Consider the following 16398-nt stretch of genomic DNA (forward strand, 5'->3'; position numbering starts at 1 on the left):
GCGCCGCTTGCCGTTCAGGAGGCTTTAGATGACGGAACCTCGCCCGCTTTTTCGGCATATCGCCCGCACCATGCTGGTGGTCTGTGGCGTGCTTTCCTTGATGGCGGCTCTTGGTGGGTGCGCTACGCAAGCGGGTGCGGGAGCCACCAGTGGGACAAGCATTGCTGAGGCAGACCTCTCTCCCGATGCCGCGGACTTGCGCCGTCGCGCCCGCATCAGGCTGGAGTTGGCAGCCAACTATCTGGAAATGGGGCAGACGACCGTTGCGCTGGACGAGGTGAGGCAAGCCATTGCCACGGATCCTTCATACGGCGATGCCCATAACTTGCGTGGCCTTGTTCACATGCGCATGGGTGATTTGCCCGCGGCCGAAGAGAGTTTCCGGCGAGCCATGGCCATCAATCCATCGGAGCCTTACCTGCTGCACAACTATGGCTGGTTGCGTTGTCAGCAGCAGAACTATGCCGAGGCGAACCAATACTTCGAGCGGGCCCTTGCCAGCCCCACGTACACCGCGCGATCGAAAACCTTGATGACGCAGGGCTTGTGCCAGGAGCGGGCAGGCCAGGCGGCTGAGGCCGAGAAGACGTTGGCCAGGGCCTACGAGTTGGATGCCGGTAATCCTGTGGTGGGCTACAACCTGGCCTCGCTGGCTTTCCGTCGCGGGGATCTTCAGCGTGCTCAGTTCTACAGCCGGCGCTTGAACAACAGTGATCTGGCCAATGCTGAATCCCTTTGGCTGGGCATCAAGATAGAGCGTGCCCTGGGCAGTGCTGCAGGGATGCGACAGTTGGGTGAGCAGTTGCGCAAGCGCTTTCCTGATGCCAAGGAAGTGTTGGCCTTTGACCGAGGGGCGTTCAATGAGTGATCCGGTAGCGCAGGGTGCGCAAACCGTCGATGCGGATATGGAAAGGGTGCTGGCAGACGCCGCTGCGGCGGGGAATATGCTGCGCCATGGGCGCGAGCACGCCGGTGTTCACGTGGCTGCGCTGGCGGTTGCTCTCAAGGTGCCAGTGCACAAACTCGAAGCGCTCGAGGCAGGCCAACTCGGAGGGTTTCCCGATGCGGTCTTCGTGCGTGCCCTGGCGTCCAGTGTGTGCCGGACGTTGAAGATCGATCCGGCTCCCGTACTGGCACTGCTGCCGCAGAATCAGGTGCCCAGGCTTTCCTCGCATGAAGGCATCAATGCCTCGTTCAAGCCGGGTTCTACCAAACTCGTCTCGTCCTCCGCTGCGCCAGGCTCTCGCAAGGCAGCGTTCGCTGTCGTTTTGCTGTTGCTGGCGGCAGTGGCGCTCGTCTTCGTTCCAAGGGATTGGTTGGATCGCCTGTCGAGCCCGTCTTCTTCGGCCGTGAGTACTCCCGTGCACAGCGATTCGGCGGGGTTGTCGCCGCAGCAAGATTCAGCATCTGGCCCCGCTGTGACTGGTACGACGGTTTCGGAGTCGATAGCCCTGAGGCCGGAGTCCACCATCACCAGTGCGGGGGCTTCTGTGCCAGTGGCGGCGATTGCCAGTGCCGCCATGGCGTCTGCCCCCACAGAATCTTCGTTAACAGCCGCCTCGGCGAACGAAGAAGCCCAAGCGCTGCTGGTGATTCGCGCCAAAGGCGAATCATGGGTGCAGGTTCGGAGCGCAGGGGGCGCCACGGTATTGCAACGGGTTCTTGGCAGTGGTGAAAGTGTTTCCATTCCTGGTGCGCCGCCTTGGTCCGTGGTCGTCGGCAAGGCGGATGCAACCGAGGTGCTGGTGCGTGGCAAGTCCATGGATCTGGCTGCCATCGCCCGCGAAAATGTCGCACGGTTCGAGGTGAAATAGTGTCCAAAGCCATCAATGCTGACTCCCCTGTCGAGATGGCCGTGCCGAGACCACGGCGCTCTCGCCAGGCCCGTGTCGTATGGGGTAACCGGGTTGTGACTGTCGGGGGCGATGCGCCAGTGCGCGTTCAGTCCATGACCAACACTGACACGGTGGATGCAATCGCCACTGCGATCCAGGTGAAGGAACTGGCGCAGGCCGGCTCCGAGTTCGTACGCATCACTGTCAATACTCCCGAGGCAGCCGCGGCGGTTCCCTATATCCGGGAGCAGTTGGACCGCATGGGTGAAACAGTGCCCCTTGTGGGGGACTTTCATTACAACGGCCATCGCTTGTTGACTGAGTTTCCCGATTGCGCGCAGGCCTTGTCGAAGTACCGCATCAATCCGGGCAACGTCGGCAAAGGCGACAAGCGCGATCGCCAGTTCGGGCAGATGATCGAAGCCGCCATGCGCTGGAACAAGGCTGTGCGCATCGGTGTGAACTGGGGCAGTCTCGACCAAGAGCTTCTGGCGAGTTTGATGGATACCAACAGCCGCCGTGCCGTTCCTTGGGATGCGCGTCAGGTCATGTATGAGGCCCTGATCACTTCGGCCATCGAATCGGCGCAGCGGGCCGAGGCCATGGGGCTGGATGGCAACCAGATCATCCTGTCGTGCAAGGTCAGTGGCGTGCAGGACCTCATCTCCGTATACCGTGAATTGGCTAAGCGCTGCGACTACGCACTTCATCTCGGGTTGACCGAGGCAGGTATGGGGACAAAAGGCACAGTGGCCTCTGCAGCCGCATTGTCCATTCTTCTGCAAGAGGGCATTGGCGACACGATCCGGGTGTCCTTGACGCCGCAGCCTGGAGAGGCGCGGACGCAAGAAGTGGTCGTTGCCTCCGAAATATTGCAGGCCTTGGGGTTGCGCATTTTTGTTCCGAGCGTTACGGCGTGCCCGGGCTGCGGGCGTACCACGAGCACGACTTTCCAGGAACTGGCCAAGCAGATCGATGACTTTCTGCGGGCACAAATGCCTTTATGGCGTACGCGCTATCCCGGTGTCGAGAAAATCAAGGTCGCAGTGATGGGGTGCATCGTCAACGGCCCGGGTGAAAGCAAGCATGCCGATATCGGCATCAGCCTGCCTGGCACGGGCGAGGCGCCCTCTGCCCCCGTGTTCATCGACGGCGAGAAAGCAATGACCTTGCGTGGAGACCACATTGCGCAGGAGTTTCAACAGGTCGTCGAGGACTACATTTCCCGCCGCTTCAGCAGCACTGCTGCGGCGCTCTGATCCTGCCTCCATTGGCTTGGGCCCGGGTATAAGGCGCACCGGGCATCGGTTCTTTCTTTTCTTTCCATATCCGTGAGCACCTTTCAAACCAATTCTCCCGTGCCGGCCAAGCCCGGAAAGCTCGTGGCCGTCAAAGGCATGAACGACATCCTGCCACCCGACTCCTCGCGCTGGGAGTGGTTCGAGGAAAAGGTGCGAGTGCTGATGGGGCGGTATGCCTATCGCAATGTGCGCACGCCAGTCCTTGAGCACACTGCGCTTTTCGTGCGGGGAATCGGAGAAGTGACGGACATCGTCGAGAAGGAGATGTACTCCTTTCACGATCGATCCGACAAATACGGTGATAACGACCATCTTGCGTTGCGCCCCGAGAACACGGCAGGCGTCGTGCGTGCAGTGATCGAACACAACATGCTCTACGACGGAGCCAAGCGCCTCTGGTACACGGGCCCGATGTTCCGGCGCGAGAAACCTCAGCGAGGAAGATTCCGGCAGTTCCATCAGGTGGGAGCGGAAGCGCTGGGCTTTGCGGGGCCCGATGTAGACGCTGAACTCATATTGCTTGCCGATGCACTCTGGAAGTCCATCGGGCTGACGGACGTGCGTCTTGAACTCAACAGCCTGGGACAGCCGGCCGAGCGTGCAAGGCATCGGGAGCAGCTCATCGCCCATTTCGAACAGCATGTCGATGTGTTGGATGAAGATGCCAAGCGCCGGCTCTACACCAATCCTTTGCGCATTCTCGATACGAAGAATCCGGTGATGAAGTCCGTGGTGGAGTCTGCGCCGCGACTCATGGACTTTCTGGGTGAGCAATCCATGGCCCATCTCCAGGGATTGCGGGCCATTCTCGATGCCAATGGCATACCCTACACCATCAATCCACGCTTGGTGCGAGGGCTTGACTACTACAACCTGACGGTGTTCGAGTTCGTTACGGATCGTCTGGGCGCCCAGGGTACCGTGTGTGCTGGCGGTCGCTACGACGATCTGATTGCGCAAGTGGGTGGAAAGTCTGCGCCTGCGGTGGGGTGGGCCATTGGTGTGGAGCGGGTGTTGGAGCTTCTGAAGGAGCAGGGCGCACAGATTCCGACGGCCTCTCCAGATGTCTATGCGGTCGTGCCGGATGCCACCGCCATGCCGGTTGTGCTGAGAACCTTGCGCCAACTGAGGGAGGCGGGTGTCCAAGTGCAGATGCATGCCGCAGGTGCTGATGGGCTGGGGAGCTTCAAATCACAATTCAAGCGTGCAGATGCCAGCGGGGCGATGTATGCACTTATCTTTGGTGCGGATGAGCTGGCACGTGGCGCTGTCACGCTGAAGCCTCTGCGTGAACCGGGCGGGGAGCAGGTCGAGCGCCGGCTCGATGAGGTGCTCGTCTGGGCGCCCACCCTACAATCCCCCCGCTAATTCTGTCGCAATCTTTTTCCATGGCAAAACACCTCGACCTTGAAGAACAAGAGCAAATAGACCAACTCAAGCATTTCTGGAATGCCTGGGGCACCCTGATCAGTGGTGTATTGGTCGTTATCTTTGGCGGGATCGCTGCTTGGAATGGCTACCAGTATTGGCAGAACCGCCAAGCGGGCCAAGCTGCAGCGCTGGCCGACGCCGTGCAATCCGCCGTCCAGGCTGGCGATGCGGCTCGTGCCAGCCAGGCGTTCGACGATCTCAAGTCACGCTATGGCGGCACAACGCAGGCCGCCCAGGCGGGATTGACCACGGCAAAGGCCATGATTGATGGCGGCAATGTGGATGGAGCCAAGCCTGTCCTTGAATGGTTGGCTCAGAATGCGTCCGATGATGGCTATAAGGCACTTGCGAAGCTTCGTCTGGCGAGCGTTCTGGTAGATCAAAAATCTTATGACGATGCAATGGTGCATCTCTCTGGCAAGTTCCCCCCCCAGTTCGATGCGGTGGTGGCTGATCGCAAAGGGGATGTGCTGGTGTTGCAGGGTAAGAAATCCGACGCCGTGGCCGAATACCAAAAAGCCTATAAAGGCTTAGAAGAGGGGGCCGAATACCGCAGGCTGATTGACGTCAAGTTGGGGAGTCTTGGTGTTCAACTGCAGGCGAACGCTGTTGCTGCTGAAGGGGCTGGCAAGTGAACGTTGAGAACCATCCATTCCGGGCACTTTGTGTCCCCTCGTTACGTCGCAGCGGCTTGATCCTCATGGTTGCTGCCGCAACGGCTCTTGGTGGTTGCTCTCTGTGGGGAGGTGCATCCAAGCCCAAGCCGGCCGACTTGGAGCCGGTAGTCCCAACCCTCGCGGTGCGGCAGGCATGGATTGCCAAAGTCGGAGAGATTGGTCGATTGCCCCTGGATGTTCACGCTAGCGGCAATGTGGTAACACTGGCCTCCGCGGATGGAGTGGTTGCTGCCATTGATGCCCGTACCGGAGGCGATGTATGGCGTGTGGCAGTGGGTGAGCCACTCTCGGCAGGTGTGGGGAGTGATGGCAAATGGTCGGCGGTCGTGACGCAAACCAATCAACTGGTTGTGTTCTCTGGTGGTCGTGAGCTATGGCGCAAACCGTTGCCTGCTCAGGTTTATACCGCGCCCCTCGTGGCGGGTAACCGTGTATTTGTTCTGGCTGCGGATCGCTCTCTCTCTGCATACGATGCTGCCAATGGTGTGCGCTTGTGGAGCCAGCAGAGACCAGGCGAGCCCTTGGTATTGCGTCAGCAGGGTTTGCTCATTGCTGTGGGGGATACGTTGGTGGCGGGCATGTCGGGGCGCATGGTAGGGTTCAATCCCGACAACGGTACGGTGCGCTGGGAAGCGCCTCTTGCCAGTCCTAGAGGTACCAATGATGTTGAGCGGTTGGTGGAATTGCTGGGGCATGTGAGCCGTGTTGGGGACAGTGTCTGTGCTCGTGCTTACCTTGCGACCGTGGGCTGTGTGGATGCGGCGCGAGGAACGGTGGCGTGGACTCAACCTGCGAGCGGTTCAGAAGGCATTCATGGCGATAGCAACATGCTTTTTGGTACCGAAGGCAATGGCACGGTGGTGGCATGGAAACGTCTTGATGGCTCTCGGGCATGGTCGTTCGACAAACTGAGATATCGCAAGCTCACTGCGCCTTTGCTGTTGGGGCGTTCTGTGGTGTTGGGAGATGATGCAGGGTTTGTGCATCTGCTCTCGCGCGAGGATGGTGCGCCTGTCAACAGGCTTTCGACAGATGGCTCTGGTGTCGTTGCCGCACCCGTGGTTGCTGGAGACACTCTGGTGATCGTGACCCGCAATGGCGGTATCTACGGTTTCCGGCCTGAATGAGTCATCCGGTACAGAACATGAGAATTTGCGGATGAAGCCAGTCATCGCCTTGGTAGGGCGCCCCAATGTGGGTAAATCCACGCTTTTCAATCGGCTCACCAAATCGCGGGATGCCATCGTCGCCGATTTTGCGGGGCTGACACGCGACAGGCACTATGGCAATGGCAAGCACGGCAAGCACGAATACATCGCGATAGATACCGGCGGCTTTGAGCCTGATGCGTCCTCTGGGATCTACCGCGAAATGGCCAAGCAGACGCAACAAGCCGTGGCGGAGGCAGATGTCGTCATTTTTGTGGTGGATGTTCGGGCTGGATTGTCGGCGCAGGACCATGATATTGCGAACTATCTGAGGCGTCTGGGCAAACCCTGTCTGCTGGTAGGCAACAAAGCCGAGGGCATGCGTGAAGGTGTCCAGTTGGTAGAGTTCTACGAGTTGGGGCTAGGTGAGGTCTATCCCGTGTCGGCAGCCCACGGGCAAGGTATTCGCGGTCTGGTAGAGATGGCTCTTGCATCATTGCATTTGCCGGAACCAGACGACGACATGGAAGCTGATGGCGAGAAAACGATCAAATTGGCTGTGGCGGGCCGGCCAAACGTTGGCAAGTCCACGTTGATCAATACGTGGCTTGGTGAAGAGCGCCTCGTCGCTTTTGACATGCCCGGCACGACCCGAGATGCCATCTCGGTGCCATTCGAGAGAAATGGGCAGCGCTTCGAGCTCATTGATACAGCGGGCTTGCGCCGCAAGGGGAAAGTGTTCGAAGCAATCGAAAAGTTCTCAGTGGTCAAGACCTTGCAGGCCATCGAGTCCGCCAATGTCGTGCTCTTGTTGCTCGATGCAACCCAGGGTGTCACCGATCAGGATGCACACATCGCGGGCTATATCCTGGAGAGTGGTCGCGCCGTTGTGCTGGCAGTGAACAAATGGGATGCCGTGGATGACTATGGTCGCCAGCTTCTGGAGCGCTCCATTGAGTCCCGTTTGTCTTTCCTGAAATTTGCATCTTTGCACTTCGTGTCAGCTAAGAAGCGTCAAGGGTTAGGACCGTTGTGGACTTCGATTGCTCAGGCCCACAAGTCGGCAACTTGCAAGATGCCTACGCCGTTATTGACCAGATTGCTCTTGGAGGCTGTTCAATTTCAGGCTCCGAAGCGGGCTGGGATGTCTCGCCCTAAGCTGCGCTATGCCCATCAAGGGGGAATGAACCCGCCAGTGATCGTCATCCACGGGAACGCGCTTGAGCATGTCACTGATGCGTACAAGCGCTTTCTGGAGGGGCGATTCCGCAAGGAGTTCGATCTTGTGGGGACACCTTTGCGCATTGAGATGAAGACCTCGCGCAATCCATTTGCCGATGGTGTCGATTCATAGGCTTATTTGCCGGCGAGTGTCCCGCCTTGTCCAATGGGATGAATTGCTGTGGTAAGGTGCAGCTTTACAACAATATTCCTGAACACGGAGAATATCGTGAGCAACAAAGGCCAACTTCTTCAAGACCCCTTCCTGAATGCACTGCGTCGTGAGCATGTGCCGGTTTCCATCTACTTGGTGAACGGCATCAAGCTTCAAGGGCAGATTGAATCTTTCGATCAGTACGTGGTGCTTCTTCGAAACACTGTGACGCAGATGGTCTATAAGCACGCCATCTCTACTATCGTTCCAGGGCGTGCTGTCAATTTTTCAACAGCTGAGCCTACCGGCTCCGATGCTGGCTCTTGACGGCTTAGAGTGGTTTTGATCCAGACTGACGAGGTTCGTCAGTCTGAAAAATTGTCTTGAGTTCTTCCCCATCTTTTGAAAGCCGTGCCGCCCCTGCAATACTTGTGGGGGTGGATTTCGGTGCTCCTCACTTCGACTCCGCTCTGGAGGAGCTTGGCCTTTTGGCCCAAACTGCGGGCTTGGATCCTGTAGCCCGTTTGACTTGCAAGCGCAAGGCGCCCGATGCTGCGTTGTTTGTGGGTAGTGGCAAGGCCGATGAGATTCGCATGCTCGCACAGATGCATGGCGCTGTGGAGGTGCTTTTTGATCAGGCGCTGAGTCCTGCGCAGCAGCGCAATCTCGAGCGGCATTTGGAGTTGCCAGTCAATGACCGTACTTTGCTCATCCTTGAAATCTTCGCGCAGCGTGCACGAAGTCACGAGGGGAAGCTGCAGGTCGAGCTGGCACGGCTGCAATATTTGAGCACCCGATTGGTTCGGCGCTGGTCTCACTTGGAGCGTCAGCGCGGCGGTATTGGTACTCGCGGTGGTCCGGGCGAAACGCAGATCGAGTTGGATCGTCGGATGATTGGCGAGGCGATCAAGCGAACGCGTGATCGGCTCCAAAAGGTCAAACGGCAGCGGGCGACACAGAGGCGGCAGCGTGAGCGCAGAGATGCCTTCAACATTTCTTTGGTGGGTTACACCAATGCGGGTAAGTCCACTCTGTTCAATGCCCTTGTAAAAGCAAGAGCGTATGCGGCGAATCAGCTTTTCGCCACGTTGGACACTACGACTCGGCAGCTGTACCTGGGAGAGGTAGAGGGAACGGTTTCTCTGTCGGATACCGTTGGCTTCATACGGGATCTGCCGCACGGGTTGGTTGATGCATTCCAAGCCACTCTTCAGGAGGCTGTCGATGCAGACTTGTTGATGCATGTTGTGGATGCAGCCAGTCCGGATTTCCCTGAGCAGATCGTGCAAGTTCAGGAAGTTATAAGGGAGATCGGGGCGGATCATGTGCCTCAAGTGCTGGTGTTCAATAAGTTGGACGCCATGCCCCCAGAGAAGCAACCTTTTGTGTTGCAGGATGTATATGAGTGGAGTGGGCGGCAAATCCCGAGGCTGTTTGTGAGCGCTCGCTTGGGGTCGGGTCTTCCGGAGTTGCGCATGCAACTGGCTGCAGCTGTCATGGCTGCACGAAATAAGCCCATGACCCCTTGTGCCGATGCTGAATTCCCAGTGGACTGAGATCAGTTGGGCACAATGCTGGAAGATCTATCTGCTCGAAAATAAGAGACTTATTGCATGAATCCATCTATCAGAGCCCGGCGTTGGGTGGTGATGCCTAAGCGCATCCGGGGCATGTTCAATTTGAATGACCCTCGGTGGGGGCGTGGCGACGATAAGGCGGATGGTGGCCGTTCCGACTCTGATCGGCCTGCTCCGCCCTCTGGTGGGCGTGGTCGGGATTCGCAGGGGCAACCTCCTGATTTGGATGAGCTGTGGCGGGATCTGAACAGGAGGCTCAGCGGACTTTTCGGAGGGCGCAATGGTGGTGGACGAGGGCCGTCGAATGGTCCTCCGGGAGGATTCCAGCCTGATATGAGAAATACGGGAGTCGGTCTTGGCTTGATTGCTGCGATTGCGGTTCTCATCTGGCTGGGTTCTGGCTTTTTTATTGTGCAAGAAGGCCAGCAAGCCGTCATTACCCAATTTGGCAAATACAAAGGTACGGTCAATGCTGGTTTCAATTGGCGCTTGCCCTATCCCATACAACGTCATGAGCTTGTGTTTGTAACCCAGATCCGCTCCGCGGATGTGGGTAGAGACAGTGTCATCAAGAGCACAGGTCTGCGAGAGTCAGCGATGCTGACGGAAGATGAGAATATCGTAGAGATCAAGTTCGCGGTTCAGTACCGCCTGAGCGATGCACGTGCGTGGTTATTCGAAAGTCGAAATCCTGCCGATGCAGTCGTGCAGGCAGCAGAGACTGCAGTGCGGGAGATTGTTGGCAAGATGCGGATGGATACGGCGCTGGCTGAAGAGCGTGACCAGATTGCTCCCCGCGTGCGTGCGCTTATGCAGACTATTCTTGACCGCTACAAAGTGGGGGTAGAGGTTGTGGGCATCAATTTGCAGCAGGGTGGTGTGCGACCACCTGAACAGGTGCAGGCAGCTTTTGATGACGTTCTCAAGGCAGGGCAGGAGCGAGAGCGAGCCAAGAATGAAGCCCAAGCCTATGCAAATGATGTTATTCCGCGTGCTGTGGGCTCTGCTTCAAGGTTGACCGAAGAGGCTGCAGCGTATAAGGCGCGGATTGTTGCACAGGCGCAAGGCGATGCTCAGCGCTTTAGTTCCGTTCTGATGGAATACCAAAAAGCACCGCAGGTGACTCGTGATCGGATGTATCTCGAAACCATGCAGCAGATCTATACGAATGTGACCAAGGTATTGGTCGAGTCTCGGCAGGGTTCCAACTTGCTGTATATGCCATTGGACAAGATCATGCAGAACGTGTCTCAAGGTGGTGTCGCTATACCGCCTGAGGCACCTCCAGCCTCCTCATCTTCGTCAGTGCCGTCCAGTGCGTCCCAGGCGTTTCCTGTTGATCCCCGTGCAAGGGATACTAGTCGTACCCGTGATCGCGAGTCACGCTAGGAGAGAGTTGTGAACAGAGTTGGATTTATCGTTTCCTCCCTCCTTGTCTTGCTAGCGCTGCTCAGTTCAACATTGTTTGTAGTGGATCAGCGCCAGTTTGGCGTTGTCTATCAGTTGGGGCAGATCAAGGAGGTCATCACTGAGCCTGGACTCAATTTCAAGATGCCTCCGCCGTTTCAAAATGTACGTTACATCGACAAACGGCTTTTGACTTTGGATAGCACCGATACGGAGTCCATGCTGACTGCAGAAAAACAGCGTGTGGTGATCGACTGGTATGTCCGCTGGCGTATCTCCGATCCCTCAGAGTACATTCGTAACGTAGGACTTGACGAAAATTCTGGGGCTTTGCAGTTGAATCGAGTGGTCCGCAATGCTTTTCAAGAAGAAATCAATCGCCGCACGGTAAAGGAGTTGCTCTCTCTCAAGCGTGATGCGCTCATGTCTGATGTCAAGCGTGAGGTGCTTGAAGTGGTTAAGGGGGCAAAGCCATGGGGAGTGGATGTTGTTGACGTTCGAATCACTCGCGTGGACTATGTTGAAGCCATCACGGAGTCTGTCTATAGGCGGATGGAGGCAGAACGCAAGCGAGTAGCTAACGAATTGCGTTCGACGGGGGCTGCTGAAGGTGAAAAGATCCGTGCTGATGCGGATCGGCAGAGAGAAATAACGATTGCCAATGCCTACAGAGATGCTCAGAAGATTAAAGGTGAAGGTGATGCTGAAGCCGCCCGAGTCTATGCAGAGGCATTTGGCAAGGATCCACAATTTGCGCAGTTCTATCGGAGTCTTGAAGCCTACAAATCGAGTTTTAGCAAGAAAAGTGACGTGATGATTGTTGATCCAGCCTCTACGGAGTTTTTCAAGAACTTTCGAGGCGGGGCTTCTGGCGCGCGGAATTGAACGTTGGTTTGGCCGCGTTTTCCAGTAGATGGGCTGTTTCTGACCTGCTCGGTTTCTCCGAGACATTGATATCTAGGAAGATGGCTCCTATCGGAAGAGGAGCCCATGAAGAAGAGTCGATTCTCAGAAGAGCAGATGGGCAGATGGGCAGATGGTGACGATCCTGCGCGAGGCAGATCGCACGACGGTGGCCGAGGCCGCCAAGAAGCACACGGTCAGTGATGCCACGATCTACGCCTGGCGTAAACACTTTGGGCAGATGGAAGCGGCCGATGTCAAACGGCTCAAGGCGCTGGAACTTGAAAACAGCCGCCTGAAAAAGTTGCTGGCCGAGCGGGATCTCGACGTCGAGATCCTCAAGGAGATCAACGCAAAAAAATGGTGAGCCCGCTGGCGCGGCGCAAGCAGTTGGACGTCGTGCGTGCACGGGGCTGAGTCTGCGCCGCGCCTGCGGGCTGATCGGCATGTCCCGGGCCACGCCCAGCTACCAGCTGCGCCTGCCGGCAAAAGATGCGCAGGTGCTAGCGGCTATGCAGGAGCTCTCTGCATAATACCCGCGCTATGACTACCGCCGCATTCGCATCTTCTTGCGCCGCAAGGGTTTCGAGCTGAGCTGGTCGTACACGCATCGCCTCTGGCGTCAAGCCGGCCTGCTGGTGCCCAGGAAACGTCCGCGCAAGCGCATCGCCTCGGCGCGCCCACGCGTCCACACCCCGTTCAAGGCCAACATGGTCTGGGCTTATGACTTTGTCTTCGACACCACGGCCAACGGCCAACAGATCAAGTGCCTGACCGTCGTGGATGAATACACCCGCGAGTGCTTGGCCATCGACGTGGCCGGCGCCATTCGCTCCAAGCGCGTGATCGAGGTGCTGTCACGGCTGGTGAGCCTACATGGCGCGCCGCTGTTCATGCGCTTGGACAACGGTCCGGAGTTCGTCAGCCACGCCATCCTGGAGTGGATCGCGCATTCGGGCATCGCCACCGTGCTCAACGATCCCGGCAAGCCCTGGCGAACGGCACTGACGAGAGCTTCAACGGCAAGTTCCGCGACGAGTGTCTGTCCATCGAGTGGTTCTGCTCGCGCCGCGAAGCCGCTGTCCTGATGACCTGCCCCCTCCCGCCGAACCAACCTGACCGAGAGAAGTCCGTTCCTTTTGGAGAATGACGGACATGAGAACAAGCAAGTACAGCGAGCAGCAGATCATTGGCTTTCTGAACCGCGCCACCGCCGGCGAGCCCGTGGCCGAGCTGTGCCGCAAGGAGGGCTTCAGCCAGCCCACCTTCTACAAGTGGCGCGCCAAGTACGGCGGCCTGCAGGTCAGTGAGGCCGCGCGTCTGCGCGAGCTCGAAGGCGAGAACGCCAAGCTCAAGAAGCTGCTGGCCGAGGCCATGCTGGACATCAACGCACTCAAGGGCGTCTTTGGCGTAAAGCGCTAGCCCCACAGGCGCGCAGAGAAGCGGCGCGTCGCATGGTGCAGGAGCACCGCTTAAGCGAACGCCGCGCCTGCCGCCTCGTGGGGCTAAGCCGCGATGCCTATCGCCACCCGCCCGTGGCGACCTCGGAGAACCAATTGCTCAGTGAACGCATCAAGGCCGTCGCTCTGGTGCGCCGGCGCTTTGGGTATCGGCGCGTGCACGATGTGCTGCGTACCGACTTTCCCGGCGTCAACCACAAGCGGGTCTATCGCCTCTACAAGGCGGCCGACCTGGCCGTGCGCAAACGCAAGAAGGCCAAGCGGCCCCTGGGTCAGCGAACGCTGCTGGTGGCGGCCAGCACCGTCAACGCCGTCTGGAGCATGGACTTCGTCAGCGACAGCCTGTGCAACGCGCGGCGCATCAAGTGTCTGGCGGTGGCCAACGACTTCAGCCATGAGTGCGTGCAGATGGCCGTGGATTTCGGCATCGGTGGCCAGTACGTCACGTGGCTTTTGGATGAGGCTGCGCAGTTCCGCGGATATCCCAAGGCGGTGCGCACGGACAACGGACCGGAGTTCACCAGCCGGGCTTTTCTGGGCTGGTGCGAGCGCAACGAGATCCAGCACATCCTGATCGAGCCGGGCCGACCGATGCACAACGGCTACATCGAGAGCTTCAACGGCAAGTTCAGGGACGAGTGCTTGAACGAGCACTGGTTCGAGACGCTGGCGCAGGCCCGGGAGGTGATCCGGGCCTGGGCGCAGGACTACAACGAGGTGCGATCGCATTCGAGTATCGGCCGCATGCCACCAAGGCATTTCGCGCGCCTGCATCGCCAGCAAGCCGGCAATGCAGGTTCATCTGAAACACCCACCCAAAACACCACTATCCTGCAACCCCGGACTGTCTCCGAATGATTGGTATGGCGGATGGGGGCAGGTCATCAGTGCGCATCGAACGGCTCACCCGCCAGCCCACGATGCGACGGGCGAACACGTCGATGACAAAGGCCACGTACAGCCAGCCCTGCCTGGTGGAGACGTAAGTGAAGTCGCTGACCCATAGTTGGTTTGGCCGCTCGGCACGGTACTGCCGATTGACCCGGTCCAGCGGGCATGGGGCCTTGGCATCGCCGATGGTGGTTCGCACGACCTTGCCTCGCATCACACCACGCAGCCCCATGCGGCGCATCAGCCGCTCGACCGTGCAACGGGCCACGATGACGCCTTCGCGCGCCAGTTGTCGCCACACCTTGTAGGCACCGTAGACCTGTATGTTGGCCTGCCAGACGCGTTGAATCTGCGGCATCAGCAGCTCGTCGCGTTTGGCTCGGGCGCAGCGCCTGTGGGGCTCGCGCAGCAGTGCCGCATGCCGTCGATACGCTGACGGGGCGACCTGCAACACCTTGCAGAGCGGCTCGACCCCGAAGGCATTGCGATGCTGGTCGATGAAGGCCTTAACGACTTCAGGCGGCGGTCGAGCTCCGCCTGGGCGAAAAACGCTCTGGCCAGCTTCAATATCGCGTTGGCCCGGCGCAGCTCCTTGACCTCACGCTCGAGCTCCCTCATCCGCTGCGCCTCGTTGGTCGTGACGCCGACGCGCGCGCCGGCATCAACTTCGGCGCGATGGACTCGATGGCAGCCCAAAGCGATGGGTACTCCCCGCGCTGCTCTTGCACCATCCTTACCGCGCGCTCGCGAACCTCAGGCGAGAACTTGTTCGACTTGCTCATGGCTCAACCCTCTCAGAGTGTTGAGCCTCCGCGAAAGCCGGGGCGGTTCATTCAGGTGGCCACCGAGCGTAACCTCACGCTGGAGCGGCTGAGGTCGCTGCAGCGCCAGCTCTTCGCCGCCAAGAGCAAGGCCCGCGGCACCGATCAGAAGGACCTGTTCCTCAACGAAGCCGAAGCACTCGCGCCCACGGATCAGACCCCGCCGGCCGAGACCGGCGATGAAGACTCGACACTGGTCGCCGACCACCAGCGCAAGAGGCGCGGGAGCAAGCCGCTGGACCCCGCTGCCGCGTTAGATCGTGCGCCACGAGCTGCCCGAGGCGGAACGCATGTGCGCCCATGATGACCATGCGCTGGTGGAGATCGGGGCCGAGGTCAGCGAGCAGATCGACGTCATCCCTGAGCAGGTGCGTGTGCTGCAGCACCACCGCATCAAGGACGCCTGCCCCTGCTGCGACCAGAGCCTGAAGGTCGTGGCACGCATCATCCCGCGCGGGCTGCTCACCGAGGCCGCCCAGGCCTGGGTCATCACCGGCAAGTACCAACTCGGCATGCCGCTGTACCGCATGGCCGCGCTGCTGCGCCGCTTCGATGGCGACTCCATCGTGAGTAACACGCTGGCCTCTGGCGTTATACGTATTGGCAAAGCGATGCAACCCGTGATCAATCATCTGCTCGACTCGGACCTGATCTACGGCGATGAGACCACGGTCCAGGTACTGAAGGAGCCTGGAAGGAAAGCGCGGACTAAGAACGTGTTCAAGGTCTTCTAAGCAAGAGCCCCAAGAAGGCCAGATGAACGAACTGCAAGCTGGTGTTGAGCGGGCGCTCGCAGTTCTTCCACAGCCGCCGGTTCTTGTCCAGCCAAGCAAAGCTGCGCTCGACGATCCAGCGCTTGGGCCTGATCTTGAAGGTATGCCGCTCGCTTCTCCTGGCAGTCTGCACCGTCGCGTGTCCGCCCAGGCTCTCCTGCATCCCCTGCGCGAAGGGCTGGCCCACGTAGCCGCTGTCGCACAGCAGGCTTTGCACACGCTGCAGCCTGGGCTTGCAGCGCTTGAGAGCGCCTCCAATGCCCCTTTGCGCTCCGCCACCTCGGCCGTGGTCACTGCCACCGCGTGCGGCAATCCCTGGGTGTCCACCGCAATGTGGCGCTTGATGCCAGAGACCGTCTTGCCTGCGTCATAGCCCTTCAAGGCCGCTGGGTGCGTTTTCTTCACGCTCTGCGCGTCGATGATCAAGAACGCGCTGCAGGCGTTGCGCCCCAGTCTCTCGCGGGCCGCGCCAACCTGATTTTTCTTAGAGCGTGTTTACGATCTCCCCCGACAATCCTGGGGTGAAAAGAAAGCCATACCCAAGCGACATCAGTAGAGAGAAGTTTGCCGAGATCGAGCCGCTGCTGCGCAGCGTTCGGCGCAGCACCAAACCGATCAAGCTGGACCTGTACGAAGTGTTCTGTGCAGTGCTGTACCTGCTTCGCACGGGTTGTCAGTGGCGCTATCTGCCGCCGCAGTTCCCCAAGTGGCACAACGTCTATGCGTACTGGCGCAAGTGGAGCGAGCCTGACCAGCACGGAGTGAGCGTGCTGGAGCAGGCTTTAAAAAAATCAGGTTG

Annotated in this window: 13 protein-coding genes, 4 pseudogenes and 1 other annotated feature; of the genes and pseudogenes, 15 read left to right on the top strand and 2 right to left on the bottom strand. The window is 59.0% G+C overall.

All coding sequences use genetic code 11. The features are described 5' to 3' along the window. Window positions 1-28: 28 nt before the first annotated feature. From pilW to AX018_RS18865, 13 genes and pseudogenes are all read left to right on the top strand, one after another. Complete coding sequence (gene pilW, locus AX018_RS18800; protein WP_111880449.1) at window positions 29-868, top strand: type IV pilus biogenesis/stability protein PilW; 840 nt, start codon at window positions 29-31, stop codon at window positions 866-868. Continuing rightward, a complete protein-coding gene (locus tag AX018_RS18805; RefSeq protein ID WP_111880451.1) occupies window positions 861-1814 on the top strand; it encodes a helix-turn-helix domain-containing protein in 954 nt (317 codons plus the stop codon). The genes pilW and AX018_RS18805 overlap by 8 nt, the downstream gene beginning before the upstream one ends. Before the next feature lie 35 nt (window positions 1815-1849). After that, window positions 1850-3094, top strand: a complete 1245-nt coding sequence (ispG, locus tag AX018_RS18810) for a flavodoxin-dependent (E)-4-hydroxy-3-methylbut-2-enyl-diphosphate synthase (protein ID WP_111880453.1) — start codon at window positions 1850-1852, stop codon at window positions 3092-3094. 138 nt (window positions 3095-3232) lie between these two features. Continuing rightward, on the top strand, window positions 3233-4504 hold the full coding sequence (gene hisS, locus AX018_RS18815; protein WP_245951694.1) for a histidine--tRNA ligase: 1272 nt from the start codon (window positions 3233-3235) through the stop codon (window positions 4502-4504). 20 nt (window positions 4505-4524) lie between these two features. Beyond that, window positions 4525-5202 (top strand): YfgM family protein, encoded by a 678-nt coding sequence (locus AX018_RS18820; protein ID WP_111880458.1) that lies wholly within the window; start codon window positions 4525-4527, stop codon window positions 5200-5202. Between the two features lie 65 nt (window positions 5203-5267). Then, the gene (gene bamB / locus AX018_RS18825) at window positions 5268-6371 is read left to right on the top strand and encodes an outer membrane protein assembly factor BamB (RefSeq protein ID WP_111880485.1); all 1104 of its coding nucleotides are present in this window, start codon (window positions 5268-5270) and stop codon (window positions 6369-6371) included. A 31-nt stretch (window positions 6372-6402) separates the two neighbouring features. Beyond that, the gene (gene der / locus AX018_RS18830) at window positions 6403-7746 is read left to right on the top strand and encodes a ribosome biogenesis GTPase Der (RefSeq protein ID WP_111880461.1); all 1344 of its coding nucleotides are present in this window, start codon (window positions 6403-6405) and stop codon (window positions 7744-7746) included. A gap of 96 nt (window positions 7747-7842) precedes the next feature. After that, window positions 7843-8094 carry an RNA chaperone Hfq gene (gene hfq / locus AX018_RS18835; RefSeq protein ID WP_111880488.1) on the top strand — a complete coding sequence of 84 codons (252 nt, stop codon included), beginning with the start codon at window positions 7843-7845 and terminating at the stop codon, window positions 8092-8094. 56 nt (window positions 8095-8150) lie between these two features. Further along, a complete protein-coding gene (gene hflX, locus AX018_RS18840) occupies window positions 8151-9323 on the top strand; it encodes a GTPase HflX (protein WP_111880463.1) in 1173 nt (390 codons plus the stop codon). A 57-nt stretch (window positions 9324-9380) separates the two neighbouring features. After that, entirely contained in the window at window positions 9381-10733 is a 1353-nt protein-coding gene (gene hflK, locus AX018_RS18845) for an FtsH protease activity modulator HflK (protein WP_111880465.1), read from the top strand. A gap of 9 nt (window positions 10734-10742) precedes the next feature. Beyond that, the gene (hflC, locus tag AX018_RS18850) at window positions 10743-11636 is read left to right on the top strand and encodes a protease modulator HflC (protein WP_111880468.1); all 894 of its coding nucleotides are present in this window, start codon (window positions 10743-10745) and stop codon (window positions 11634-11636) included. Window positions 11637-11741: 105 nt separating this feature from the next. Further along, window positions 11742-12744: pseudogene (locus AX018_RS25745) on the top strand (IS3 family transposase); the annotation flags it as partial. Window positions 12745-12809: 65 nt separating this feature from the next. Further along, window positions 12810-13972, top strand: a protein-coding gene (locus AX018_RS18865) for an IS3 family transposase (RefSeq protein WP_415842053.1) whose coding sequence is annotated in 2 segments (ribosomal slippage) — window positions 12810-13074 and window positions 13074-13972 — 1164 coding nt in all. Because the reading frame shifts where the segments join, the coding sequence is not laid out codon by codon here. Window positions 13973-13997: 25 nt separating this feature from the next. Here AX018_RS18865 and AX018_RS18870 read toward each other — a convergent pair. Further along, a pseudogene (locus AX018_RS18870) lies at window positions 13998-14787 on the bottom strand (IS3 family transposase); the annotation flags it as partial. Then, window positions 14442-14558, bottom strand: a sequence feature (AL1L pseudoknot). Its footprint overlaps the pseudogene before it by 117 nt. On the opposite strand from AX018_RS18870, the pseudogene AX018_RS24920 reads away from it, so the two are divergent. Continuing rightward, window positions 14786-15542, top strand: a pseudogene (locus tag AX018_RS24920) (transposase); the annotation flags it as partial. The pseudogenes AX018_RS18870 and AX018_RS24920 overlap by 2 nt on opposite strands. 4 nt (window positions 15543-15546) lie before the next feature. Here the strand turns inward: AX018_RS24920 and AX018_RS18885 are convergent. Continuing rightward, window positions 15547-16083 (bottom strand): annotated as a pseudogene (locus tag AX018_RS18885) (IS5 family transposase); the annotation flags it as partial. 37 nt (window positions 16084-16120) lie between these two features. Between AX018_RS18885 and AX018_RS18890 the strand changes: the two are divergent. Next, a partial coding sequence (locus AX018_RS18890) for a transposase (RefSeq protein WP_170146303.1) occupies window positions 16121-16398 on the top strand: 278 nt, incomplete at its 3' end.

This window comes from Paracidovorax anthurii (genome assembly GCF_003269065.1).
GTDB classification, from domain to species: domain Bacteria; phylum Pseudomonadota; class Gammaproteobacteria; order Burkholderiales; family Burkholderiaceae_C; genus Paracidovorax; species Paracidovorax anthurii.